The sequence below is a fragment of the Pantanalinema rosaneae CENA516 genome, assembly GCF_050753385.1.
In the GTDB taxonomy this organism is placed as follows: Bacteria; Cyanobacteriota; Cyanobacteriia; order Leptolyngbyales; family Leptolyngbyaceae; genus Pantanalinema; species Pantanalinema rosaneae.
This window is the reverse complement of sequence record NZ_JBLZFZ010000027.1, coordinates 1-26,779: the sequence shown is the minus strand read 5'-3', so window position 1 is coordinate 26,779 and position 26,779 is coordinate 1. Positions and strand designations below refer to the sequence as shown.

General features: G+C 51.0%; 20 protein-coding genes and 1 CRISPR repeat array. Of the genes, 10 read left to right on the top strand and 10 right to left on the bottom strand.

The genetic code is table 11. From position 1 onward, the window contains the following. The gene (locus ACN4EK_RS16585) at positions 1-1,287 is read right to left on the bottom strand and encodes a glycosyltransferase family protein (RefSeq protein ID WP_431659136.1); all 1,287 of its coding nucleotides are present in this window, start codon (positions 1,285-1,287) and stop codon (positions 1-3) included. Between the two features lie 72 nt (positions 1,288-1,359). Between ACN4EK_RS16585 and ACN4EK_RS16580 the strand changes: the two genes are divergently transcribed. From ACN4EK_RS16580 to ACN4EK_RS16570, 3 genes are read left to right on the top strand one after another with little or no spacing between them, the layout of a single operon-like run. Then, positions 1,360-1,485 (top strand): hypothetical protein, encoded by a 126-nt coding sequence (locus tag ACN4EK_RS16580; protein ID WP_431659135.1) that lies wholly within the window; start codon positions 1,360-1,362, stop codon positions 1,483-1,485. Between the two features lie 12 nt (positions 1,486-1,497). Continuing rightward, on the top strand, positions 1,498-2,301 hold the full coding sequence (locus tag ACN4EK_RS16575) for a DUF4351 domain-containing protein (protein ID WP_431659134.1): 804 nt from the start codon (positions 1,498-1,500) through the stop codon (positions 2,299-2,301). Between the two features lie 44 nt (positions 2,302-2,345). After that, positions 2,346-2,846, top strand: a complete 501-nt coding sequence (locus ACN4EK_RS16570; protein ID WP_431659133.1) for a GNAT family N-acetyltransferase — start codon at positions 2,346-2,348, stop codon at positions 2,844-2,846. 5 nt (positions 2,847-2,851) lie between these two features. Here ACN4EK_RS16570 and cax read toward each other — a convergent pair whose 3' ends face one another. Continuing rightward, positions 2,852-3,970 carry a calcium/proton exchanger gene (gene cax / locus ACN4EK_RS16565; protein ID WP_431659132.1) on the bottom strand — a complete coding sequence of 373 codons (1,119 nt, stop codon included), beginning with the start codon at positions 3,968-3,970 and terminating at the stop codon, positions 2,852-2,854. Positions 3,971-4,203: 233 nt separating this feature from the next. Between cax and ACN4EK_RS16560 the strand changes: the two genes are divergently transcribed. From ACN4EK_RS16560 to ACN4EK_RS16550, 3 genes are all read left to right on the top strand, one after another. After that, the gene (locus tag ACN4EK_RS16560; protein ID WP_431659131.1) at positions 4,204-4,410 is read left to right on the top strand and encodes a glycogen debranching protein; all 207 of its coding nucleotides are present in this window, start codon (positions 4,204-4,206) and stop codon (positions 4,408-4,410) included. Between the two features lie 123 nt (positions 4,411-4,533). After that, positions 4,534-5,406 carry a 6-carboxytetrahydropterin synthase gene (locus ACN4EK_RS16555; RefSeq protein WP_431659130.1) on the top strand — a complete coding sequence of 291 codons (873 nt, stop codon included), beginning with the start codon at positions 4,534-4,536 and terminating at the stop codon, positions 5,404-5,406. Positions 5,407-5,665: 259 nt separating this feature from the next. Beyond that, positions 5,666-7,411, top strand: a complete 1,746-nt coding sequence (locus ACN4EK_RS16550; protein ID WP_431659129.1) for a tetratricopeptide repeat protein — start codon at positions 5,666-5,668, stop codon at positions 7,409-7,411. 104 nt (positions 7,412-7,515) lie between these two features. Here ACN4EK_RS16550 and ACN4EK_RS16545 read toward each other — a convergent pair whose 3' ends face one another. Together ACN4EK_RS16545 and ACN4EK_RS16540 are read right to left on the bottom strand one after the other, a co-directional pair. Beyond that, positions 7,516-11,115: an ATP-binding protein gene (locus tag ACN4EK_RS16545; RefSeq protein WP_431659128.1), complete on the bottom strand. Its 3,600-nt coding sequence runs from the start codon at positions 11,113-11,115 to the stop codon at positions 7,516-7,518. A 311-nt stretch (positions 11,116-11,426) separates the two neighbouring features. Beyond that, on the bottom strand, positions 11,427-13,607 hold the full coding sequence (locus ACN4EK_RS16540; protein WP_431659127.1) for a cache domain-containing protein: 2,181 nt from the start codon (positions 13,605-13,607) through the stop codon (positions 11,427-11,429). 260 nt (positions 13,608-13,867) lie between these two features. On the opposite strand from ACN4EK_RS16540, the gene gltX reads away from it, so the two are divergent. From gltX to ftsH2, 3 genes are all read left to right on the top strand, one after another. Continuing rightward, positions 13,868-15,316 carry a glutamate--tRNA ligase gene (gene gltX, locus ACN4EK_RS16535; RefSeq protein WP_431659126.1) on the top strand — a complete coding sequence of 483 codons (1,449 nt, stop codon included), beginning with the start codon at positions 13,868-13,870 and terminating at the stop codon, positions 15,314-15,316. An 89-nt stretch (positions 15,317-15,405) separates the two neighbouring features. Further along, positions 15,406-15,906 (top strand): hypothetical protein, encoded by a 501-nt coding sequence (locus tag ACN4EK_RS16530; protein WP_431659125.1) that lies wholly within the window; start codon positions 15,406-15,408, stop codon positions 15,904-15,906. Positions 15,907-16,299: 393 nt separating this feature from the next. Further along, a complete protein-coding gene (gene ftsH2 / locus ACN4EK_RS16525; protein WP_431659124.1) occupies positions 16,300-18,186 on the top strand; it encodes an ATP-dependent zinc metalloprotease FtsH2 in 1,887 nt (628 codons plus the stop codon). 71 nt (positions 18,187-18,257) lie between these two features. Here the strand turns inward: ftsH2 and ACN4EK_RS16520 are convergent, their stop codons facing one another. From ACN4EK_RS16520 to ACN4EK_RS16505, 4 genes are all read right to left on the bottom strand, one after another. Further along, the gene (locus tag ACN4EK_RS16520; protein WP_431659123.1) at positions 18,258-18,923 is read right to left on the bottom strand and encodes a hypothetical protein; all 666 of its coding nucleotides are present in this window, start codon (positions 18,921-18,923) and stop codon (positions 18,258-18,260) included. A gap of 86 nt (positions 18,924-19,009) precedes the next feature. Continuing rightward, positions 19,010-19,516: a VOC family protein gene (locus ACN4EK_RS16515; protein ID WP_431659122.1), complete on the bottom strand. Its 507-nt coding sequence runs from the start codon at positions 19,514-19,516 to the stop codon at positions 19,010-19,012. After that, positions 19,470-20,330: a GW dipeptide domain-containing protein gene (locus ACN4EK_RS16510; RefSeq protein ID WP_431659121.1), complete on the bottom strand. Its 861-nt coding sequence runs from the start codon at positions 20,328-20,330 to the stop codon at positions 19,470-19,472. Before ACN4EK_RS16510 ends, ACN4EK_RS16515 begins: the two co-directional genes overlap by 47 nt. A 223-nt stretch (positions 20,331-20,553) precedes the next feature. After that, complete coding sequence (locus tag ACN4EK_RS16505) at positions 20,554-21,009, bottom strand: EVE domain-containing protein (protein ID WP_431659120.1); 456 nt, start codon at positions 21,007-21,009, stop codon at positions 20,554-20,556. Positions 21,010-21,056: 47 nt separating this feature from the next. Between ACN4EK_RS16505 and ACN4EK_RS16500 the strand changes: the two genes are divergently transcribed. Continuing rightward, entirely contained in the window at positions 21,057-21,911 is an 855-nt protein-coding gene (locus tag ACN4EK_RS16500; RefSeq protein WP_431659119.1) for a lysozyme family protein, read from the top strand. Here the strand turns inward: ACN4EK_RS16500 and ACN4EK_RS16495 are convergent. Both ACN4EK_RS16495 and ACN4EK_RS16490 read right to left on the bottom strand, forming a co-directional pair. Next, positions 21,908-22,933 (bottom strand): ABC transporter permease, encoded by a 1,026-nt coding sequence (locus tag ACN4EK_RS16495; RefSeq protein WP_431659118.1) that lies wholly within the window; start codon positions 22,931-22,933, stop codon positions 21,908-21,910. The two genes, ACN4EK_RS16500 and ACN4EK_RS16495, sit on opposite strands and share 4 nt — an antisense overlap. 95 nt (positions 22,934-23,028) lie before the next feature. After that, positions 23,029-25,279: a CRISPR direct-repeat array (repeat unit 36 nt; unit sequence GTTTCCGTCCCCTTGCGGGGTAGTGGGTTAATGAAC). Between the two features lie 259 nt (positions 25,280-25,538). Further along, positions 25,539-26,779, bottom strand: a 1,241-nt coding sequence (locus ACN4EK_RS16490) for a hydantoinase B/oxoprolinase family protein (protein WP_431659117.1), incomplete at its 5' end; no start/stop codon positions are given.

Below are 26,779 nucleotides of genomic sequence, written 5' to 3'. Positions count from 1 at the left end.
CTAGCGCCGTCCTGACGTAGGCTCTGATGCTGACTTTAATTCTTCCTTGACAATTTGAACTAGTTTAGCGGCGGCTCCGGGTTCTCCTCGGACTTGGCGCAGGCGATCGGACATTTGCTGGAGTTGGTCTGGATGCGCCAGCAATTCTAATGCTTGAGCCGCTACCTCTGCGGGTTGCAGTTGCCCGACTAATTCCGGCACAATTTCTGCTTTCGCCCAAATGTTCGGCCATGCTAATAGACCAATGCGGCGCAAGGCGGACTGATTAATGCGTTTGGCAAACCAACTGCCGACTCCAGGGAGATTGACGAGCAAGCCCGGTAAACCATCCCAGGCTCGCATGATATCTAATTGCTGAGTTGGTAATAACACAATCATAGGTATTGCCAAAGCCCCCAATTCGGCGGTGTTCGCCCCGATCGTGGTTAAGCACAAGGCACACTGGGCTAACACCTCATAGGCAGGAAACGTTTTCCACAACTCCACCTGCAATCCACTCGGTGTTTTGAGATAGGGCAGATTTTCAGATTGATGCGGCATGACTAATTCTGCCTGACCCCAACCGAATTGGGCGATCGCCGGATTCTGGTCTGGATCCGCAAATTTGCTCAATCCCGGCAGGTCTAACGTAGGAGCAACAGGAATGATAAATCGGATGTCTGGATGGGTTTGATGAATCTGCTCGGCGATCGCGAGACACAACGGGACTCCGAGGGAGAGCTTCATGGGTTTGGAGCCGGGGAGGAGTCCGATTAGGGGATGGGGGGATGGGGCAGGTGAGGGAGATGGGGAGGATGAGGCGGCTTCTGCCATCAGGTCGCCGACGATCGTAAATTTAGGGGCGAATTTTGGCGGAATGCGATCGCAGACTTGGGCATTCATCACGCCGAAGCGATCGATCCAGCGATGCCAACGGGCTTCCCATTCCGCGTAGATCACGGTGCGGTAGCCGAGTCTTTTCCCGATCACCACTGGAAAAAACTGATCGCCCCCCAGGAATAACACTACGCCCTGCGATCGCCAATCCCAATTGTCAGAGGTTTTCCCCCAAAGCAAAAATGGGAAGAAATGCTCTGCGGCTTGCACCCGATCGACCTCTGGATAACGACAGGCGATCACTGCCTCCTGACCACTAGCATTGACACAGGGTGATAGGATGATTGAAATTCGGACTTGAGCGCGATCGTCTCCTAATTGCCGCCGTAACTCCCGCACCACCGGCTTCACCCAGGTCGCCAATTCACCGGGACCATTCGACAAAATTAGGATATCCACTGCACTGCTCACTGGTTAGCCCTCTCACACCTTCCGCTACAATACAGGCATTTCTAGGCTAATGACTTAACGACCTGTTGCATTATGATCGATCACGATCGCTTATTTAAAGAACTTCTCACCACCTTTTTCTCAGACTTCTTAGAGTTATTTCTACCCGACATCGTGACGTATTTAGAACTAGATTCAATTACGTTTCTAGACAAATAAGTCTTTACGGATGTGACGGCTGGAGAAAAGTATGAAACAGATTTACTCGTCAAGGCAAAGGTTCAAAATCAGGATTCCTTTTTCTTGATCCACTTAGAACACCAAGCCCAGCATCAATCAGCTTTTGACAAACGCATGTTTCGTTATTTCGCTCGACTGTATGAGAAATATGATTTGCCCATTTACCCAATTGCCTTACTCTCCTTCGATTCTCCTAAAACTTTACAGAATAATACTCATCAGATTAAGTTCCCAAATCAAATTGTTCTCGATTTTCACTATAAAGTTATTCAGTTAAATCAACTCAATTGGCGGGATTTTCTACAATATCAGAATCCAGTAGCCGCAGCTTTAATGGCAAAAATGAATATTGTGGAGGCAGATCGGCTACGGGTTAAGTGCGAATGTTTACGGCTATTAGCAACCCTACGGCTCGATCGTGCCAAAATGCAATTAATTTCTGGATTCGTTGACACCTATCTCCGCTTAAACCAAGCCGAAAATCGCTTACTTCAAGCAGAGATTGATAGGATGGAAGCAGACACAAAAGAGGTAATTATGCAAATTGTTACAAGCTGGATGGAAGAAGGGTTACAGCAGGGGTTACACGAGGGAAAACAAGTTGGAAGGCAAGAAGAGGCTCTATCCTTAATTATGCGATTGTTGAACCGTCGAATTGGAGAAATTCCATCTGAAATGGCAACCCAATTACAGCAATTAGCTTTACTTAAACTAAAAGATTTAGTCGAGGCATTGCTAGATTTTTCTAATCCTAATGATGTAGAGAATTGGTTACAGCAGATCAAGCAGGGATAAAAGCTATAGGACTTCTGAATGGAGCATAAACCAATTTTTTAATTATGCCTAATACAGCGATCGTTCGTTCAGCAATCCCAGAGGATATTCCAGCTTTATTCCAGTTAATTCAAGCGCTGGCAGAGTATGAAAACCTATCTCACACGGTCACGGGAAATCCCGAATTACTGCATCAACATTTGTTTGGAGATCGTGCCTTTGCTCACGCGATCGTGGCTGAAGTGGACAACCAGATCGTCGGCTATATTCTGTTTTTCTATACTTATTCCACCTTCTTAACCAAACCGGGCATTTATCTGGAAGATCTGTTTGTGTTACCAGCACATCGCCGTCAGGGTATTGCCACACGGTTACTAGCGTGTCTGGCAGAACGTGCTGTGGCTGAAGCCTGTGGTCGCCTGGAGTGGAGTGTTTTGGATTGGAATCAACCCGCGATCGACTTTTACCAACGCATTGGTGCCAACATCCTACCCGACTGGCGTATTTGCCGAGTGACAGGAACTGCTTTAACTGCATTAGCGACGACTCAACTAACCAACTCCTAAAGTGTTCATTGCCCACTAAGTAAGCCAATTCCAGCCGGAGGATGGTAGTAGAATGCGACTCCTAAAATTAAATAAGTCGCTAACAACAATGCGCCATCTAACCAATTAGACCGCCCTTCAGAACTGACAATATTTGTGACCGTCACTGCGATCGCTAATGCCGCGACTTCAAAGGGATTAAAGTTGAGATCGATCGGTTGCCCCATCACAAATTGCCCGACAAACACCAGGACTGGAGCCACAAATAAAGCGACTAGCAAACTATCTCCGGTTGCCGTAGCCACTGATAAATCCATTTGATTTTTCATCGCTAATCGCACGACAGTCACATAACCCGCCACGTCACTAATAAAAGGAATGAGAATCACCCCAGTAAATAATGGAGTTAGCCCTAACTGCTGGGTTTCTAATTCCACCACGCCCACAAATAGATCGGACTCAAAGGCGATCGCGATCGTGGATAGCAGTAGCACACCAATCCAAAACCATAGCTTCGAGCCTTTGGGCTGTTTGCTCACCGCTTCAGTAGAAGCCTCGGAGTCTTCATCTGCCAGACCCACTTGATATAAATAACTATGGGTTTTGAGAGAAAATAACAACGTTAAACCATAAACCACAATTAATACACTGGCAGTTGCCAATGACAGATTCCGAACGATCGCGGTATCCACAATGTCAGATGTCCAAATCACAAGGGTTGGTAGCCCGATCGCAATTACTGCCAGCGTCATTGAGGAACCATTCACCTTAGTCAGAATGGGTTGAAATTCCTGCTCTCGATAGCGTAGCCCACCCGTTAACATAGCTAATCCCAACAGCAGTAACAGATCGCTCAAAATTGTGCCCGTGATGCTGGCTTCCACGATATCGACCAATCCAGCGCGGAGCGCCACTAGCGCAATAATTAACTCCGTCGCATTGCCAAAAATCGCATTTACTAACCCCCCCACATTCGGACCCGTTACGACCGCTACCTTCTCGGTGGCTGTACTCAACCAGATGGCTAACGGCACGATCGCCAGGGCGGAGGTGACAAATACGGCAGTTGTCCCCCAATGGAGCCAGTCCGCCGCGATCGAAATGGGCACAAACATCAAGAGCAGTAGTGGAACTAAGTGCTTCATACTCATTTCGCCATGTCAATACGGGGCGTTCCCAGTCCCCGAGAGCAACCTTTTCACCATACACCGCTTCGCCTACACCAACGACCATCGTGGGGATGAGCATTCCCACTGCCCCCACAATGCTAATTGCTCTAGAGAGATAAAATTTGGGATCATGCCTCGGAGCATTATGCAAAAGCGTTGAACTGTGGCATTCTGGAAGACCAAGGGTTCGCTGACAAGGATTGAGAGTCATGCCAATTTGGGTAAACGAGCAATTTGATCCATCTGGGATTCTGTACTCCTGTATCGCCTGCTGCGATGAGTCTCAAGCCCAGGATTGTCATGAGACATTTAAAAGTAATCTATCCGATGACCAAAAGGCAGATGGGTGGGTAGCGCGGCTCCGGACGGTGGAGTCGTGGGATGAAGTGCCTGCGAATGCGTTGAAGTTAGACTAGCCTTGCGGCAGAGGGACAAGAGGACGGAGCGGATCACTGCGGTTAAGGGTGGCGATCGGCTATCCTAAAAAAAAGCTTAAGTTCGTTACGGAACTTAATACGCTCTCCTTCCCTGAAACCCCTATGAAGTGCATTATCAATCGTCGCGCTCAGTTTTCAGCGAGTCACCGTTACTGGCTGCCCGAACTGAGTGATGCCGAGAATATTGAGCGATTTGGTGACTGTACCCGTTCTCCGGGACATGGGCATAACTATGTCCTGTATGTCTCGATGGCAGGTGAGCTAGATGAATACGGCATGGTGTTGAACCTGTCAGATGTTAAGCAGGTGATTAAGCAGGAAGTGACAAGCCAGCTTGATTTTGCTTACCTGAATGAGGTTTGGACAGAGTTTCAGCAGACCTTACCGACGACGGAAAATATGGCGCGGGTGATCTGGCAACGGTTATCCCCCCACCTGCCCCTGGTGCGTATTCAACTGTTTGAACATCCCGAACTCTGGTCAGATTATTACGGAAACGATATGGAAGCTTACCTCACAATCAGCACTCATTTCAGTGCCGCCCATCGCCTTGCCCGTCCTGACCTCAGTTATGAGGAGAACTGTGACATTTATGGAAAGTGTGCCCGCCCGAACGGGCATGGTCATAACTACCATCTAGAAGTCACGATCAAAGGCGAAATCGATCCCCACACAGGCATGATTGCAGATCTAGCTGCCTTTCAAACCGCGATCGATAATTATGTCGTAGAACCCTTTGATCACACCTTTTTGAATAAGGATATTCCTTACTTTACTCAGGTCGTTCCTACCGCCGAAAATATCGCGGTACATATTCGAGATTTGTTGCAAGAACCGATCCGGCAAATTGGGGCACAACTCCATAAAGTGAAATTGATTGAAAGCCCGAATAATTCCTGCGAAGTTTATGCCACAGAGCTACCCGGCGAACCGAATTTAACCAGTTTGCGAAAATTAGCCCTCGTCCAAAACTAAGGTAAGGTTTAACAGTTAGGATCAATCCAAATAGTGATTGATCCCGACCAATTTTGGTTTAATACCTTGACTTAATTCCGAAACCAGACTGTTTTGAGTTGCAGAAAATGCATTGATGTTAGCGATCGTGCCGCTCGAAATCCCATCGATCTAGAACTTCAGTTCTAGTTAGCGATCACAGACAGCCATTGTGACATCAGTTACACATCTTTGTCACATCACTCAGTCAAGCTATTCGATAAATTAATTTAGTAAAACCATGTCGATCATTCGCCGATTCCGGTTTTGGCTCATTGGTTTCGCGGCTGTGATCCTGACGTTTGTGAGCAGTCCATCTCACTGGCTGGGCATGATTTGCTCACTGAATTCCGATCAGGCGATGTGTGCCGAACTCCCTGCCTCGCTCACAACTGCCCAACGATCGACCGATCCCCAATCTGCCTGCCCCGTGGTGTTGTTTGACAACCTGGGCGACTATCATCATCCGATCACGACGCGATCGCCCCAGGCGCAACAGTATTTTGATCAAGGACTGACCTTAGTCTATGGGTTTAATCACCCAGAAGCAGCCCGCGCCTTTCGAGAAGCGATTCGCCTGGATCAGACCTGTACCATGTGTCATTGGGGCTTAGCCCTAGCCCTGGGGCCTCACATTAATGCGGGCATGTCCCAGCAGGGGGCAACAGAAGCGTGGCAAGCCCTTCAGACGGCGCGATCGCTGAGCCAAACCGCCCCGACCGAGGAACGAGCCTATGTTGAGGCATTAGCCACTCGCTATGTGCAAAATCCCCCCGCCGATCGTCGTCCGCTCGATCGTGCTTATGCCGATGCCATGCGACAGGTTGCCCAACAGTATCCCAACGATCCGGATGCCGCGACGCTATTTGCCGAAGCCTTAATGAATACGACTCCCTGGTATTACTGGAATGGCAGTCAGCCCAAGCCCGAGACAGTGGAAATTCTCAAAGCCCTGGAGTCCGCCTTAACGCTGAACGTCAACCATCCGGGAGCCAATCACTACTACATTCATGCCGTCGAAGCCTCGCCGCAACCGGAGCAAGCCGTCCCCCATGCCGATCGGCTCAAAACCCTTGTCCCTGGAGCCGGACATTTACTGCACATGCCCTCCCATATCCAGATTCAACTCGGTCAATATCACAATGCTGTCGTTGCCAACCAGCAGGCGGTCAAAGCAGATCAGGAGTATGCCAAAACCTGTCCTGTGCAAAGTCAGTACCTAACCAGACTGTATGCTCCCCACAACTATCACTTTCTCTGGGTCGCCGCCATGATGGGAGGAGAAGGTCAAGTGGCACTGGAGGCGGCTCAACAGATTGCCACAAATGCCGATCGCCAGTTAAGCGAAAACTCACGCCAGGGCACATTACAGCATCATGCGGCAACTCCACTCTATACCTGGGTTAAATTTGGCAAGTGGGATGAGATTTTAGCGACAACGGCTCCAACTAACAATCTGCCCTATCCACGGGGAGTGTGGCATTTTGCCCGAGGCACTGCCTTCCGAGCCACTGGAAACCTCCAGGCAGGCATGAAAGAGTTGCAGCAGTTACGCACGATCGCGGCAGACCCCCAACTGAAATCGGTGAAGATTGAAAGCAATTCCGCCGCCACGCTATTACAACTCGCTGCCCAGGTGTTGTCTGGCGAACTCGCTGCCGCCCAGGGCAACTATGATGCCGCGATTCAGGACTTGCAGGCCGCGATCGCCTTAGAAGATACGCTCAAGTATGTCGAACCGCAAGCATGGCATTCTCCCGTTCGGCAAACCTTAGGTGGGGTGTTGTTACAGGCACAACGTCCCGCCGAGGCGGAAACCATTTACCGGGAGGATTTAGCTCGATATCCTGAAAATGGCTGGTCATTGTTTGGTCTAGCGGCTAGCTTACAAGCTCAGGGCAAAACCGAGGCGGCTGAGGCAGTCCGCACCCGGTTTGAAACCGCTTGGCACCATGCGGATGTGCAGTTAACCGCTTCATATCTTTAGGCATACCTATTACCTACCCAAACTGGGGATTGTCAACTCTTTGATTGCCTCGGTTTGGGCTACCGATTTATCACCTCAAGTTTCCATACTGAAGTGACAGGCAGCTATTCGCCGTCACTATAAACCTTAGTCAGGCCCATGATGACCTCGAACTTAAAGTTATAGGTCAGTTTCTCTAGCTCCTGAGCCAAAGCCGCATGTTCCAGTGGAATTTGCTGAAGTAATTGTCTCACCACCTCATCCTGACACCGGACTGAAGCCTGATATAGAGCAGCTAACCATGCTGGCGGCATAACGGTCAGATCCGCAGCCGTCAATGGTGGTTGCATCGTCCCTTGTCCATCGGCGGGTGAAACTGGACGATCGTCGGCATAAATCAACTGCATTCCCAGATGTTCTGTCATTTTTTGCCATAGCGTCTCGGCTTGGAACGGCTTACTGATGTAGTCATCACAACCAGCCGCCAGGGCAAGGGTACGATCATCCGGTAAGGCTTGGGCGGTCAGGGCGATGATCACGGTAGGCAGACGCGATCTGTCCCGTTCTAAGGCGCGAATGTGACGAGTCGTTTCATAGCCACTCAACCCCGGCAAGCACATATCCATCCAGATCAGGTCAGGCTGCCATTGCTGCCACAACGCCATCGCTTCTTCTCCAGTCGCGGCTTCATACACGGGTAAGCCCAGTTGTTCCAACAATTTGACTAACAACAACCGATTTTCGGCCTGATCATCGACCACCAGGATGCGATAGTGCGGCTGATCAGGCGCTAGACCAATGACTACGCGATCGCGCCCTGCGGCGGGGATGGGAGCGGCGATCTCCGGTGTCACCGGGAGCGTAAATTGAAAGGTACTCCCCTGCCCTAACCCACTAGCCACCGTCAGTTCACCGCCCATGAGTTGCACCAACCGCCGACTAATCGTGAGTCCTAATCCCGTCCCTTCCTGAGCAGTTTGACCCGCCACCGTCTGACTAAAGGCATCAAAGATTCGCTCTAATTCCTGAGTGGCAATACCAATACCCGTATCTTGCACCTGAAACAACAAGCAGATGAGCGATTCGCGATCGTGGTCTGAAGCTGGGAGCAGTGATGTTTTAGCCGATTCCACCACTTCAACCCGCAGGGTGACACTACCAGCATCCGTAAACTTAATCGCATTACTCAAGAGATTCAGCAATACTTGATGTAGCTTTTGCCCATCCGCCACAATGTACTGCGGCACACCGGGCAGAATATCTAGATAAAACTGCAAGCCTTGACGATCGCAGCGATCGCCGAACATATCCGGCAGCGATCGCAGTTGTGAGAACAGATCAATGGGCTGTTGTTCCAGGGTAAGTTTTCCCGCCTCGACTTTGGCTAAATCCAACACTTGGTTAATTAACTTCAGCAAATGCTGCCCGTTGGTCTGGATCAGTTGCAAATAGGTGCGATCGTCGGTGGAGCGGGAATGACGCTGGAGCAGTTGGGTAAACCCCAGGATCACATTCAGGGGTGTCCGGAGTTCATGACTCATATTTGCCAGGAAGGTGCTTTTCGCCTGATTCGCGGCTTCGGCGGCTTCTTTTGCCCGTTGTAGTTCCTGTTCGGCTTGTTTGCGATCGGTAATATCGACTGAAACGGCGGTTACGACCCAGCACTGTTGCGCCGCATCCCAGCAGGAATTATTGGTTTGCGAAATCCAACGCCGACTACCATCCTGACAACGAAAGCGATATTCATAGGTAGCCGTTTGTTCGGCAAAGATACTGGCAAAGACTTGCGCGACGATCGCCTGCCAATCGTCTGGTTCAATCCGACTAACCCATAGCGTATTGTCCTGGGCTAACTCTTTCGAGGTATACCCCGACAGGAGTTCACATCCCGCTGAGGTATGGTCAATTTGCCAGTGACCATCCTGAAACACTCGCATACTGGCAATTGCCGCGATCGTGCTATCCAGAATGGCTCTAATTTTGGCTTCAGAGCGGCGGAGTGCCTCTTCTAGCTGCTTGCGATCGCTAACATCTAACAGAATGCCATACCAGACCAGTGTGCCATCCTCCTGGCGGAGGGGACGAGAATTTGCTTCCAGCCATTTCAGTTGCCCAGATGGCGTGATATTGCGGAAGGCAAAGGTAAACGGCTCCAGCGTCGCGGTACTGTGGAGGACGGCAGCCCGATGGCTGGGGCGATCGTCGGGATGGATTTGATCGAAAACAGTATTCACGTCTGCGACAATTTGCGCTGGCTCCAGTTCCAAAATCGTCTGGCTGGCTGAACTGACATACTCAAATCCGTAGCCACCATCGGCATACTGAGCATAGGTATAGATCATGCCGGGGACAGCCGCCGCAAGTTGTTGGAAGCGGGCTTCGCTCTGGCGGGTTGCTTCTGCCTCCACCTGACGCTGGAACAACTGCCGGAGTTGGTCTGCCATGCGATTAAACGACATTGCCAGTCCTTGCACTTCCGCGATCGAGCTATCAGTTGGCAACTGTTGGGTCAAGTCTCCGGCTGCCAGGGTTTGACTGGCTTGCTCCATCCGCACAATCCGCACTGAAACGTGGTGGGCAATCGCTAACCCTGAGGCGATCGCCACGACCAGCGCTAAACCAGACAATAGCAACGTCTGCCGCAGATTAGCGTGGATTTCGTCCATAAAATCAGCTTCGGGCACCACCACCACAATCAACCAATCCAATTTGCCTCGGAATGGCACCACTTGGGCAAAGTAGCGATCGGAGTTGACCGTAAACTGTAAGGATTGTGGTTGGGTAATCTGCTCAAACGACTGATTCTGGTTGAGTAACACATCGGCTGTAGCGCGGGTTATCGCATTTTGGCTATGGATGACCGAGAGGCGGCGGCGATGAGCATTAACGTTTTTAGCCAAGTTTTGCTCGGGTTGTTGCTCGAAGGGCACTTCTCCGGTGGAAGTCGCAATGAGCAGACCGTTGCGCTCCAGCAGAAACACCTGTCCATTGGTACTGATATTTAAATTGGCGAGAAAATCACCCACTTTCGTCAAGGCGTTCGTCGCCCCGGTCGTCCCGAGAAATTGATTTTGGGCATTCACCAATGGGGCAGTATAGCAGAGGTGGATTTCAGGTCGATCTTTGCCCTTTGCCAAACTGACAATTAAATACCACTGGTCGTTTTGCGTCGCCTGGATTGCTTTATACAGTGAATTTCCCGGCGGATCATTATGGGGATCAAAATCGGTGCGAATATCTTGTAGTTGCAGATTCTCCCCGTTTTGATCGGCAAAATAGCGATAAAACCCGCGACTGGCAGTAGTATCCACTTTGCGAATTACCATCCGCTCCGGAGTCAAGCGCTGCACCGAAATAAAATCCCCGGCTGTATTCGTTACCCCAACAATACTCAAGGCCGGAAATGTTTGAGTTTGTTGGACAAAGTAGGTTTGCAGTCTGGCAAGATCGTCAGCATCTAATATCCCTTGCTTGACGAGGGCGGCATTCATCTCAGTGACAGACTCAATTAAGGAAAAGTGCGAGTCCAGATTGTTGTGAACCCGATCGCCCGTCTCTCGCATTAACTGATTCGCCAGGTCTGCCGTTGCCTGGTGTCCACTGCGATAGCACAAATAACCGACCAGCGCTACGACTCCCACAGTTTGCAATACAAAGGGAATGACCAGAGCAAATCGGAGCGGAATTGGATGACGCAAAAGTCGGAACCAGCTACTTGTAGTCACGCTTAACGATAGCTATCTGCCTGCATAAATAAATTTGATTAATTTGTTTTTTGAATAAGATTTTATTGTTACCTATGAGTAAATTAACTTTTTGAAAATATGAAATTGACGTGATGTGCAACTAATTTTCCCTCATCCCAACCCTTCTCCCTGGGGAGAAGGGCTTTTGGAAGGCTCTGGTTCTCTCTCCTAATGGGTGAGGGTGAGGGCTGTTTACAGGCATCTCAAGTAAGCCGCACATTGCGTAAATGATTTGTTGATTCATGGAACGATCGTAAGACGAGACTCTCTAGTTAGCACACTACGCCAATTTATTTTTCGGTGAATGTCCAGACTCCATTCCAGTCAGCAGGAATTCCTTGCTCCCGCAACTGATCAATTCGCTTCAGATATAAACTGGCTGTTCGATCCAATGGATTAATTCCTAATACTTGCTCAAAGCACTGACGGGCTTCCAACCAATTGCCGTCACGGTAATGCTGCACTCCCTGGTTAAACTCAGGCAGGGTATGCAGTTTTAATTGACGATTCGTTTCGACTTCCGCATCCAGCACTTCGTAAATCGCGATCGCTTCACTCCGACCTTTGACAATTACCCGATCTAAAAATCGGAGCTGGTAGCGATCGGGATCTGCCAATCGCTGTAATAAATCGGCGGAAATCAGCAACGAAACGCCATAGAACTTGGTTAAGCCTTCCAGCCGGGAGGTGAGATTGACATTATCGGATAGCGTATCGCCCTGCACCCGATTGTTTTCCCCCACCATTCCCACCATCACATGCCCGAAGTGAATGCCCATACCGATCGAGATCGGCAGTAAGCCCTGGGCTTCGCGTTCCTGGTTGTACTGTTGCAATTGGCGGAATTGGGCAATCCCCGCTTGAATCGCATCGTCGGCGCGATCGGGAAACACTGCCATCATGCCATCGCCCATAAATTTGACCACAAACCCGTTATAGTTGCGGATCTCAGGACTGACCCATCCCAGGTAAGCATTGACAAAATTAAAACTCTCCTGGGGAGTCATTTTTTCTACCATCGGCGTAAAGGAGCGAATGTCCGAAAACATCACTGCCATTTCTTTACTGGCATGATCCCCCAGTTCCACATGGGTAACATCCGCTTTCTTCAAAAACTTGAGATACTCCGGCGGGAAAAATCGTGCGAAGGAATTCCGTTGGTGTTCCAGGGTTTCAAAGGAGGTTTTGAGTTGGCGCGTCATGCTATTAAACGAACTTGCCAGATTTTCTAACTCAATTACACTGGCAATCCCACCCGTCACTTTCACAGACTGATCAAAATCGCCATTGGCGACTGCCTGTGCTGCCTGATCCAGCTTGAGAATTTTGCCACTAATCCAGCGAGCCACATAGTACCCAGCCACGATCGCGACGGCTAATGCCAGCAGACACAACAACACGGTCGTCCGCGTATTGATAATAATCTGCTCCATAAAATCCGATTCCGGCATGGCAACCACAATCAACCAGTTCAGCCCATGTTTATCCGTAAATGGGGAAACTTGCAAAAATTGTCGCTGTCCATCCGCCGTCACGAAGTCTAATTGATAGTCCTGTTGGATCGATTCCAGCTTATTGAAGTGCTGACTGAGAAAGGTAAAGCTTGATTGCATTAAGGGATTCTGGCTATCGATCGCCCGCACTCGCACCAGATCTGCCTTAACTTTTTTCCACAGTGGCTGATCCTTCAGCGAGGTAGACACCAGATTCCCGGTCGGTTCCACAATATAAACTTGCCCGGTGCGCCCAATTTTTAAGGTGCTAAGAAAGTCGCGAATCTGATTCAGACTCATCTGGCAGGTGAGAATCCCGAGCAAATTGCCCTCGCGATCGTAGTACGGCTGCGTCGCATTCATTTGCAGTGTGGGATTCGTGACATTAATAAAAATCTCACTCCAAGCGGGTTTTCGTGACCCGGCGATCGCGGTGTAAAACGGACGTTGCCGGACATCATAGTTCGGAATACTTTGGGCAAACCGAACCCGATTCCCCTGCGGATCCAGATCGTACAGATTCAAATTACCTGTACCAAGTTCTAATTGCTCGGCAACCTGGGGACGCTCCGATGGCGACCAGCGATTGATCCAACCCACGCGACTGTACTGCCCCTGTTCATTGGCGAATCCGACATAGCCGATCGCCTGATAGGTCAAGACCTGCCGCCAGAAATACGGTTCGGCTGCCTGAATATTTTGGAAATCCAGAATGCCCAGATCAACCGCATCAGCATTCACCCGATTGACTAACGGCGGCACACTCACATAAATCCGAATCCGATCGCGCACTCGCGCTGTCACTTCACTGCGTAATTGCTGTGCCAAATCGGTTACAGCCTGCTGCCCACTGCGAAATGATAGCCACCCGACTAAACTGACGGCTGCCACAATCTGTACCACAAACGGCACCACCAACGTTGTGCGTAAGCGGAACTGGCGCAGGGCAGTTTGAGTAACTCGCTGAGCAGTTTCCATAGCAGCAATTAGAGTAATAGAACAATAAATTCAGTCAATCCGAACCATGCCGTTAGATAGATGCGATCGCGGGGAATGATCTGGCCCTGGAGTTCTGGCGATCGCACTTATTATGCCCAACGACGTACCATCAAGATTAAGCTGTCTGAGCAATAAAAACCTTAATGATCCAGTAAGGTTTGCGGATCGGCGCTGAAAGGCGAGAATGGATCAGGGCAATTCTGCCTATTTGTTAAACGTTTACCCGTATCCTTTGGTTTATGACTGTTCGTGTTCGCATTGCTCCCAGTCCGACTGGAAATTTGCACATCGGCACTGCCCGGACGGCGGTGTTTAACTGGCTATTTGCTCGTCACAATGGCGGCAAATTTATCCTCCGGATTGAAGACACCGACTTGGAGCGATCGCGCCCCGAATATACCGATAACATTCTGGCAGGACTGACCTGGTTAGGGCTAACCTGGGATGAAGGTCCGATTTATCAAACCCAACGATTTGAAACTTACCGCGACAAGATCCAAACGTTGCTCGATCAAGGGTTGGCATACCGCGCCTACGATACTCCAGAGGAACTGGACGCGATGCGGGAAGCCCAGAAAGCCCGTGGGCAGGCTCCCCGTTACGACAATCGCCATCGGACTTTAACCCCAGAACAGCAAGCCGCTTTCGAGGCAGAAGGGCGAACGGCGGTGATTCGGTTCAAAATCGATGACGATCGCGAAATTGCCTGGAATGATTTAGTCCGGGGCACTGTCACCTGGAAAGGGCGGGACTTAGGCGGCGATATGGTGATCGCTCGGGCTGCTTCTGCCAACGACATTGGACAACCCCTGTATAACTTTGTCGTGGTGGTTGATGACATTGATATGCAAATCAGCCATGTGATCCGGGGTGAGGATCACATCGGCAATACTCCTAAGCAAATTCTGCTGTATGAAGCCCTGGGAGCCACCGTCCCCCAATTTGGTCACACTCCATTAATCCTGAATCAAGCCGGAGCCAAACTGTCTAAGCGGGATGGTGTCACCTCCATTTCCGACTTCCGCCGTATGGGCTACACCCCCGAAGCGATCGGTAACTATATGACCCTGCTGGGCTGGTCGCCCCCCGAAGGCATGACCGAAATTTTCAACCTATCGGAAGCTGCCCAAGCCTTTAGCTTCGATCGCGTCAACAAAGCTGGAGCCAAATTCGATTGGGATAAACTCAACTGGCTGAATAGTCAGTATCTCCATACGATGCCGATCGATCAGTTGACCGATTTGCTAATTCCCTACTGGCAAGAAGCTGGATTTACCACCGATTGGACGGCGCAACGATCGTGGTTGGAACAATTAACCGCCTTGATCGCCCCCAGTCTGACCCGCTTAGAGGATGCGGTTGCCATGAGCCGCTATCTGTTTGTTGCCGACGTGGAATTTACGGAAGAAGCGACTAAAAAACTGCAACAGGATGGCTCAGGTGCGATCGTCCAGGGTATTCTGGCAGCAACCCAACCGCAAGCATCCCTGGATGAAACCAGTGCCGCCGCTTTGTTGAAACAGGTGGCTCAGGATCTGGGACGGAAAGAAGGTCAACTCAAACCGATTCTGCGGGTTGCCCTGACTGGCGATACCCGTGGGCCTGATCTGATCCAGTCCTGGTTACTCCTGCATCAAAAAGGTTGGGATCGCGATCGGTTACAAAAAGCCCTGACTGTAGCAAAATAAGGACTGGGAATCCTGAGACTGCAACCTTACTGGAACTCTGCGGTTTTACCAACGTCATCTATTCACATACAGTCAACTGTGCATGAGTCATGGTCAAAATGAATCCCTGTCGATTCAATTTCCGTCGATCGCCATTGTGGTGTGCGATCGCAGCAATCGCACTTTTCACCAGTCTTGCCACCCAGTCTCAGGTTGCCCTCTCCCAACCCGCTAAGGTGACGATCGCGCCCCAGTTTTCGCCGAACCCGTTGCAACTCGAAGGCGTGGGGGGCGGTGATGTGGCTGCCACCGCGATCGCCGGGACAAGCGATACTCAAACCGGGCCCTGCTCTGGGTTTGTCTCCAGCACTCCTAATCACGTCCTGAAGCTGACCAAGTTTTTCAACGCTCTTAACCTGCAAGTCGAAAGCAACGAAGATACCGCTCTGATCATCAAAGGGCCCGGTGGAGTATGGTGCAACGACGACTTTGACGGCAACAATCCCGGCATCTCAGGGCAATGGCAGGCTGGAGACTACTCCATCTGGGTAAGTTCCTACAAGAAAAACAATGCCCCCGGTTACACGCTGCGGGTGGTAGAAGAGCGCTAACCACTGCTAATTCTGAGAACAGCTACCTATAACCGTTACATCCAGGGTGAGCCAGCTCGCCCTTTTTTGTTGGGGGATTAAACTCCCGATTCCAGCAGCATCCCTGCCACTCTATCCTCCTCACCCTTCCCACCTGCCTCACCCTCCCATCAGGCACACCTCTCTGCTCAGTTGCCCTGATCCTGATAATTACGTTACATTTAATTAACATTACTCTTTCAGCTTGATCCTCTTGTTGTATGGGAGTTTTTACTCACCGCAGGGGAGTGATTCGCCAGGAAGATGGTGACGGAGGACAGCTAGAGCCACGGTTCTGGTTGAAAGAAGTCGCTTCATAGCGATTCATATCTAAAGCGATTTATTTTTGTAGCTGCATCGAGGGGACGCTCGTTTATGAAACTTTCTTGGAGAACAGTTCTGCTCTGGGCGCTGCCAGCCCTGGTGATCGGGTTCTTTGTCTGGCAGGGGTCATTTGCCGCCACTCCAATGAATATGAGTCGGAATACTGCCAGCACCCGCATGACCTACGGACGGTTTTTAGAATATTTGGACACCGATCGCGTGGTGAACGTTGACCTGTATGACGGCGGACGGACGGCGATCGTGGAAGCCGTTGATCCAGATTTAGACAACCGCCTCCAGCGTCTGCGGGTTGATCTACCCGGTAATTCTCCGGAAGTGGTGTCTAAACTCAGACAAGCAGGAATTAGCTTCGATTCTCATCCCGCCCGTAACGACGGTGCCATTTGGGGACTGTTGGGTAACTTAATTTTCCCCATTCTCCTGATTGGTGGCTTGTTCTTTTTGTTCCGGCGATCGGGGAATGTGCCCGGTGGTCCCGGTCAAGCCATGAACTTCGGCAAGTCCCGCGCCCGGTTCCAGATGGAAGCCAAAACCGGGGTGATGTTTGACGATGTGGCTGGGATTGAGGAAGCCAAGGAAGAATTGCAAGAAGTCGTCACTTTCCTGAAAAAGCCAGAACGCTTTACCGCCGTTGGTGCCCGGATTCCTAAAGGGGTGCTGTTAGTTGGACCGCCGGGAACCGGGAAAACCCTACTGGCAAAAGCGATCGCGGGGGAAGCGGGCGTACCATTCTTCAGCATTTCCGGTTCCGAGTTTGTGGAAATGTTTGTCGGGGTAGGTGCCTCTCGCGTCCGGGATTTGTTCAAGAAAGCCAAAGAAAACGCGCCCTGTATTATCTTCATTGATGAAATTGATGCGGTGGGTCGGCAACGGGGGGCTGGCATCGGCGGCGGCAACGATGAACGGGAACAAACCCTGAACCAATTGCTGACGGAAATGGATGGCTTTGAGGGTAACACGGGCATTATTGTGATTGCCGCCACCAACCGTCCCGATGTCTTGGATGCAGCGCTGCTTCGTCCCGGTCGTTTCGATCGCCAGATCACCGTGGATGTGCCCGACATTAAAGGTCGTCTGGATGTGCTGAAAGTCCATGCTCGCAACAAAAAGCTGGCTCCCGAAATCTCCCTCGAAGCGATCGCCCGTCGGACTCCCGGCTTCTCTGGAGCAGATCTGGCTAACTTGTTGAACGAAGCCGCTATTCTGACTGCCCGCCGCCGCAAGGAAGCGATCACGATGCTGGAAATCGATGATGCGGTCGATCGCGTGATTGCCGGGATGGAAGGTACGCCCTTAGTCGATAGCAAGAGTAAGCGGTTAATCGCCTACCACGAGATTGGACATGCGATCGTTGGGACGCTGCTGAAGGAACATGATCCGGTACAAAAAGTGACGCTGGTGCCTCGGGGACAGGCGCGGGGGTTAACCTGGTTTACTCCTAACGAAGAACAAAGCTTGATCTCTCGCTCCCAAATTTTGGCGCGGATCACCGGGGCGTTAGGCGGACGCGCAGCGGAAGAAGTGGTATTTGGCGATGCCGAAGTTACGACTGGGGCAGGCAACGACTTGCAACAGGTCAGCAACATGGCGCGGCAAATGGTGACTCGCTTCGGCATGTCAGATTTAGGACCGTTATCGCTAGAAGGTCAGTCTTCTGAAGTGTTCTTGGGCCGCGATTTGATGGTGCGATCGGAATATTCCGAAGAAATTTCGTCGCGGATTGATGCCCAAGTGCGCTCGATCGTCGAACACTGCTACGACATGTCACGGGCATTCATTCGTGATAATCGGACGGTGATTGACCGCTTGGTGGATCTGTTGATTGAACGGGAAACGATCGATGGCGAAGAGTTTCGCCGAATCGTGGCTGAGTATACAGATATACCTGAAAAAGAACAGTATGTTCCTCAGATATAGTCTCGAAACTCTCAGTAAGTAGACAAACGGGGATGACGGCACCTCATCCCCGTTTTTATCGGCGTTAACTGTTATAAATAGTTGGAAACTGGCAGGCAACGGTGTTTTACCCGATCGTGACTGACTAAACTTTTGGGCACTAAGGGACTCAACGGTCTGCCCAATTCTTTTTGGCGCAAAATCTGATTATCTTTGCCCAGAATCCGTAATTCACAAATATCTGTCGCATCCGGAGATAACAGAGCAAAGGAGCCATTGACGGTACGCTGTTGCAACACCATGCCATTGTTAAATGTGGCTTCTACCGCCTTCACTTTGGGGGTTAGCACCTGACCATACAGAATCGTGTAGCGATCGCCCTCCTGGCTCTGCGATCGGCTAATCCCATATTCAATTAATTTTTCGGGCGAAGTGGGAGTGCGACCTGTGCCGTAACTATCGCTACTACTGACATGCCAACTCATGCCGTTGCGCTGCACTACCTGATGCCCAAACACCCGTTGCAGGGAGGATTTGCCATCCTGAGTTGGACAAAGCGCACTGTATAGCACCACCATGCCCTTTGACCAGCGATGGGTACTCAGGACTTGGAAGCCCTTGGCTTTTGTATGATCCAGGGTGGGACAGGAAACATGTTGATAAATTACGCCGCTGGGATTGTCTGCTAACAGTACCAGGGCATAGCCAACTATTCCGAGTGCGACCAGTCCGGCGAAGCAGGGTAGCCAACGTTTCATCAGGAATTGATTTAATCTTGCTCTAGGAACCTATTGCAGTCTGCCCCGATCGTAGGAAGAACTGATCTAAGTGGCGAGAGAATTAATTAATTTTTAATCGGTTCTGGGTCACAGCGAATTTCCAGCAAGAAACCATCGGGATCATAAAAATAAATGCCGCGCCCGGTCGGACGGCTGACCGGACCATGATCGATCCGCACCTGATGCTGCTGTAATACCGCGATCGCCTGCTCAAACATCTGGGGATCAATATCAAACGCCAGATGGTTGGCGCGGGTAAATTGCCGACTGGGATCGGGATCGGGGGGTGACAACTCAGGTTCGCCAAACAGATCCAACACCGTCCCGTCGGGAGTTACGAAGTTAGCCACTTTGCCCGTTGCCACCAACTCCTTTAAGGTGGCTGGCACTTGATCACCCGTCAATTCATGCAAGCCCAGAATTGTGCCATAGAAATGGCGGGATGCCTGCATATTCTGGACATTTAAGGCGATATGATGCACCCGGCGTAGCGCCCCGATCGCTAGCCCAGTCGCCCCATTCACCTTAGTCTCGATTGAGTCTGCGGGAGTTAATCCAGCCTTCCTGACCATTGGAACCTCGAATCAGTGACCAGTTGTTTCCTTCATTATCTTTGTAGGTACGCCGAACTGTCACCCGTTCCCCACCTGTAACTGAGGCAATTTGCTTCCCGGCATTTCTGCCCTTCGAGGGACGGTTTAAGAGTTCCAATCTGCCACCCTCTTCTACCCGCGCTCGATACGATCGCACTTCCCGACCCCAGTTATATTCCACCTGGGAGGCTGTACCCTGTTCTTGCTGCAACCGGCGGGAATTGATCCAGCCCTCCTGACCATTACTGCCTGTGACTAACGCCCAGGTAAAGTCATTGTCACCCCGATAGAGCCGCCTGACGGTGACTAATTCGCCTCCCTGCACCTTGCCAACTTCATTGCCCTTATCACGACCACGAGTGGGGCGACTCATTAATTCCAGGGAGGCATTGCCTTCGACCCTAGCCCGGAAGGCACGCACCTCACCGCCCCAGTTTCTTTCCACATCGGAATAGAAGTTGCCACCGGAGCTATTGGTTTGCTGGTAGTTGATCACCCGTCCATTCCGGTTCACGGTACAGTAGCCCGACACTCGTCGGTTCTGAATCCGCCAATTAACGATCGCAGTGCCATTGCGATCGACTCGTCCCAAAGCGACCTGAATATCGTTGGAATTGATAGCGTTAGGATTGACACGGTCACGCTCAGCCATCGATCGCGTCACATAGTTTTTACAGGCTTGTTGCTGTTCTGCTACCCGCGCCGCATCTTCAAAACTTTGGGTATGGGCACTGGTGACTAGAGCAACAGTAGATAAGGCTGTAATGAAGCTGCTCAATAAAATTCGTTTCATAGGTGAATATCCCCAACGCAAACCACTCAAATTAGGAGGATGCAAAAGCTTTGCCCTGACGGACAGCCCTTTCTCAATGCAGCATCGCTGTAGAGCAGATAGCTAATTTTATTGCCTTAGGGAAAAACTAGACGACTGCGGTCGCTATTTGTTCCCAGTGATTCAAAACAGAGCCAATTGATTCTCGATCGTCCTTTTCACCATGACTCAGTCAGCGATCAGGTTAAGGGTTGGCAAGGTGCAGAATTTGTGGCGCGATCGCGGTGGGAACGGGCATCACAGACAGCCGATTCCCCTGGCGGACGACCTGTAACTCGTCGGGGCTGAATTGCTGCCGGAGCCGATCGAGGGAGATGATTTGGGGAAATTGCTCGACAAATTCTACCTCAACGGTCTGCCACCGGGGAGAGGTCGGAGTGGATTTGGGGTCGTAATATTTGCTACTAGAGTCGAATTGGGTAGGGTCAAGCACATTGGCTTGCACAATCCGCATCAGTCCAACGATTCCGGGAGGCGTGGTATTGGAATGATAGAAGAATGCCAGATCACCGAGTTGCATCGATCGCAAAAAGTTCCGAGCTTGATAGTTCCGTACCCCATCCCACAAGGTGGTGCGATCGCGGGCTAAATCCGTAATGCTGTAAGCCTCTGGTTCAGACTTCATCAGCCAATAGTTCATGGGGGTCGCCAACAGCAAAGAGTACAGGGACTAGGGTACAGGGTCTTGTGCCAATCGCAAACCCAGCCCAAAGAATCCAGACAGTTATAGAGAATAATGGCAAAATGGGTCGCAGTGTTTCCAAATTTACCCGTAGCATGACCACTCAAGGCGTTGGTTCTGTCGGTGTCCATCCCTCGATCACCGTTCGGAGAGGCGATCGGATGGCTCCAACCCGACTCCAGGCAGGCTCAAGTCGCCGCGTTCGGGCAGTCAGAAAACGCCGTGTACGCCATCCAGTGCTACAGGATTGGATTCAAGCCTTAACGACATCGAATGGGCATCTGCATCTCCGGATTGTCATGGCAATTTTGCTAATGATGATGGCAACGGATTCGGTAGTCGATGCGATCGGGCAACAGTTTAATGCGGAACCGAGCCCAGCGAATGAACTGGCAACGGCTCAACTTGCCACCTTTGAACCAACTCCCGCAACGTCCGCCCTGATCCGCAACTTGCGACAGGCAATTATTGACCAGGAGAGTGACGGCAACCATCAGTTACAGAATCCCTCCGGCAGTGGAGCGTTAGGTTTGGGGCAGGTGATGCCCGAGCAATTAGCCAAGTGGAGTCTGGAAGCGGTTGGGCGAGAGGTATCCCCCCAGGAATTTCTCAATAGTCCGGGGTTACAGATTATGGTGATCGACCACAAGCTGACGGAATATTGGCAACAGGCGATCGTCCAGGCTAACGGGAATCAATCCGAAGCGATCCGCCGAGTAGCCGCCTGGTGGTATTCCGGCAATCCCGACAAGTTTACCGATACGACACCACAATCCTGGAATGACGACGCATACCCCAGTATCGCCACCTACGCCAACCAGATTCTCGAACGGTTTAACCAGCAATCGATCGGTGATTAATAGCGAATGCGGGGGTCGATGTAGGCATTGAGAATATCGACCAGGATGCTGGCTGCCGCCACGATCGCGGCAAAAAAGACGATGATGCCCTGCACTGTAGGATAGTCCCGTTGGGCGATCGCGCGATAGAGGCGATTTGCCAGTCCGGGCCAGGAGAAGGTGACTTCGGTGAGCAGTGCCCCACCCAGGAGAGCGGCTAGGGTTAAGCCCAAAATCGTAATCACGGGAATTAAGGCATTCTTTAAAGCATGGGACATCAGAATCCGAGATTCGGGAATGCCTCTGGCTCTGGCAGCTTCCACATAATCGGATTGCAGAGTTTTCTGGAGGTTGACGCGGACAATCCGTTCAAAGATGCCACTAATTAGAATCCCCAGAGTCAGGCAAGGTAACGCCAGGTAATACAGAGCGGTGAAGAACTGGGGTAGGTTGCCATGCAGCAGACTATCGATCGTATACAGCCCAGTGGGCCCATCGGGGGCAGGGATCGTGACCGGGAAGCGAGTGCCCAGGGGAAACCAGCCTAGTCCTACAGAAAAAATTAGTTGCAGCACCATGCCGAGCCAGAACATGGGAATTGAGTAGGTGAGAATGCCAAACAAGCGTCCACCCACATCAAAGGAAGTATTAGGACGGGAGGCAGATAGGATGCCCACACCAATGCCGACGATCAGCGCGATCGCCATACTGATGACGGCTAATTCCACCGTTGCCGGAAAGAAGCGTTGAATAATCTCCCAGACGGTTTGCCCCTGACTGGTGAGGGAGTTACCCAGGTCGCCCCGCAGTAATGATCCCATGTAATCGAGATACTGCATGATCAGGGGTTTACCTAAGCCCAATTGGTTACGGAGTTCATCCTTGGCGGCTTGGGGAGCGCGGGGACCTAACAAGGCATCCACCGGATCACCGGGAGTAGCCCGTAGTAACAAAAATACGGCGGTGGTGATCACCCATAGCATCAGGGGAGCCAACAGCAACCGCGCCAGAATGTAGTAGCGCAAAGAGCTAGAACGGGACATGGGCAATTTGTGCGATCGTCAACTATATCTGGGGTCACTTTACCGCAACGATCGCCGCTTCCACCAAAAATTCTTGCGCGATCGCGATCGACCTAATTTCCGTCCCCTTGCGGGGTAGTGGGTTAATGAACAAACTAAATTTACCTACCACTGTGTAGGAGGAGAGTTTCCGTCCCCTTGCGGGGTAGTGGGTTAATGAACTTAATGCTGTCATTCCCAACGTTGCGGTATCACGTTTCCGTCCCCTTGCGGGGTAGTGGGTTAATGAACTTTTTCAAGCGTTATTGAGCCTGTCAATGCGTTACCGTTTCCGTCCCCTTGCGGGGTAGTGGGTTAATGAACACAGATTGAAAGCGCCTGAAATCATGGTCGCAGGGTTTCCGTCCCCTTGCGGGGTAGTGGGTTAATGAACCATTACCTCAAAAGGGTATCAATTGCCCGGTAATGGTTTCCGTCCCCTTGCGGGGTAGTGGGTTAATGAACCAAGCTTCTCACGAAGCTTGCTGGCGATGGGGAGGTTTGTTTCCGTCCCCTTGCGGGGTAGTGGGTTAATGAACTCTTGGGTCAACAGTCCATCATTACGATGGCTAGCGTTTCCGTCCCCTTGCGGGGTAGTGGGTTAATGAACCCTGATCACATCCATCACATTGGTTCAGAAAATCGGTGGTTTCCGTCCCCTTGCGGGGTAGTGGGTTAATGAACCCAACATCTCCTGATTGGTTAGATGAGGAAGTTGGGTTTCCGTCCCCTTGCGGGGTAGTGGGTTAATGAACTTAGTGATGGGATTCATTACAGCCTACTCACCTCTTGTTTCCGTCCCCTTGCGGGGTAGTGGGTTAATGAACTTTAGGTTCGTCAACCGATGTATTAGCCCAGTATGTTTCCGTCCCCTTGCGGGGTAGTGGGTTAATGAACGACTGTACCAGAAATAATGGTTGCTGGTCTGGAGCGTTTCCGTCCCCTTGCGGGGTAGTGGGTTAATGAACGAGGGCAAGAAATTGCTCTCAAGCCAAATGGTGAAGTTTCCGTCCCCTTGCGGGGTAGTGGGTTAATGAACTTTTAAAAAATCACCTGGGACAAATTTCGTTTACGGCAGTTTCCGTCCCCTTGCGGGGTAGTGGGTTAATGAACCAACAACCCTCTAGCCATGGATTTTATGGCTCCTCGTTTCCGTCCCCTTGCGGGGTAGTGGGTTAATGAACTTTAATCATAACTTGGTATCACCAAAGTCTCTAATTGTTTCCGTCCCCTTGCGGGGTAGTGGGTTAATGAACATTCCTAATTTTGAGCTTGGGGTGGCTTTTCAACACGTTTCCGTCCCCTTGCGGGGTAGTGGGTTAATGAACAGGTCGTTGTGGAGGATTACACCCCACCTGACGAAGGGTTTCCGTCCCCTTGCGGGGTAGTGGGTTAATGAACGGTCAGGGTGTACAACAGGTCGTTGTGGAGGATTGTTTCCGTCCCCTTGCGGGGTAGTGGGTTAATGAACCAAAGCAAATGTCATGCCTGAAGACTACGAAGCTGCTGTTTCCGTCCCCTTGCGGGGTAGTGGGTTAATGAACTCGTCAACGGTTTCAAATTCACTCTTGTTATCCCAGTTTCCGTCCCCTTGCGGGGTAGTGGGTTAATGAACGCTTACTGCCGAAAACAAAAACGGAGTGCCCACGGGAAGGTTTCCGTCCCCTTGCGGGGTAGTGGGTTAATGAACAACCCGTCCAGGTGAACTTGTTGACTATCAAGTTTCCGTCCCCTTGCGGGGTAGTGGGTTAATGAACCAGTCCGAATAACAGACTATGCAAATGCACACTGTTGTTTCCGTCCCCTTGCGGGGTAGTGGGTTAATGAACCTGGAGCTCAACAATGGGTTCCAGACCCCAATACGTTTCCGTCCCCTTGCGGGGTAGTGGGTTAATGAACTTTTTGCTTTTTTTTTTCACTTTGATTGGCTTGTTGGTGGTTTCCGTCCCCTTGCGGGGTAGTGGGTTAATGAACCAAAGTGAAAAACCAGACAATAAACATGACTCTTGGTTTCCGTCCCCTTGCGGGGTAGTGGGTTAATGAACCGGTAACTTCCAAAACGACGGCGGCGGCGGTAAGTTTCCGTCCCCTTGCGGGGTAGTGGGTTAATGAACCCCCGACGGCTATAGCACCGAAGTTGAAGGTGCAAGTTTCCGTCCCCTTGCGGGGTAGTGGGTTAATGAACCAGCAGATGGAAAACTAAAAAAAACTCCATCATAGTTTCCGTCCCCTTGCGGGGTAGTGGGTTAATGAACTTAAAGCCTTCTCTTAATGAGCAAGGTCAACCAACTCGTTTCCGTCCCCTTGCGGGGTAGTGGGTTAATGAACCCTGGCAATTTGAAACCCTTATGCCATCGGGCTTTCAGATACCCATTTTTTAGGGGGTGATTTTTCCTGTCAATTAACCCTAGTTCATTCTCAATTACGAGAGCAGAAAAAAGGTGGAAACCAAGACAGGGTAGGGCATCCGTGGGGGTTGACGAAATTATGCGGTTTTCAAGGATCACAGCTTCCCCCCCAACTTAGCAGCTTCTCTATGGTTCTGGCAGGAGTAAAAATACTTATCCTAGTATGACCCGATCGTCTCTTAACAACCATAACCACCGCCACCTGGAGTGGCAATCACAAACACATCGCCCGATCGCATCTCAACTTCCGCTTGACTGCCCAGAGGTTCAATTTCACCGGACGATCGCTCGACCCAATTTTGTCCGACCTGCCCCGGAGAACCACCCTGTAAACCAAACGGCGGCACAACGCGATGGTTTGATAAAATCGCGGCAGTCATGGCTTCCCGAAACCGGATACGTCGGATCACCCCATTGCCCCCGTGATGCTGACCTGTCCCCCCACTCTCAGCCCGAATCGCAAACTGTTCCAACAACACTGGAAACCGCCACTCCAACACTTCGGGATCGGTTAAGCGGGAATTGGTCATGTGCGTATGTACCGCATCAGTGCCATTAAAGTTGGCTCCGGCTCCCGATCCGCCACAAATGGTTTCGTAGTATTGGTAGCGATCGTTGCCGAAGGTGAAATTATTCATCGTGCCTTGAGCAGCCGCCAGCACTCCTAACGCGCCATACAGAGCATCCGTCACCGCCTGGGAGGTTTCGACATTGCCTGCTACCACGGCTGCTGGATACTGAGGATTTAGCAAACAACCCGCAGGCACAATGATGTCTAATGGCTTCAGACAGCCCGCATTTAAGGGAATATCATCATCCACCAACGTCCGGAACACATAGAGGACTGCCGCTTTGCACACGGCTAACGGCGCATTAAAGTTAGTCGGTTGCTGAGGAGAGGTGCCCGTAAAGTCGATCGTCGCCCTACAAGCCTCGCGGTTGACTGTTACTGTGACTTGAATCTGGCAACCATCATCCATTGGGTAAGTGAATGCACCATCCTTTAAAGCCGCGATCGCTTTTCGCACTGCCGCTTCCGCATTATCCTGCACATGTTGCATGTAGGCTTGGACGGTCGCTAGGCCAAAGTGCTGCACCATCTTGATTAGTTCCTGTGCCCCTTTTTCGTTTGCCGCGACCTGCGCTTTTAGATCGGCAATATTTTGAGTAACATTCCGAACGGGATAATCGCCCGTGGTTAATAGTTCCAGTAATTCGGCTTCGCGAAACTGTCCGCGATCGATCAGCTTAACGTGATCAATCAGAATTCCTTCCTGGGTAATGGCAGTGCTGCTCGGTGGCATTGATCCGGGGGTGATGCCGCCAATATCGGCGTGGTGTCCGCGAGAGGCGACGAAGAAGAGGGGATGGGGGGAGGGGGAAGGTGAGGAAGATGAGGGACTGTCTCTTATACACATCT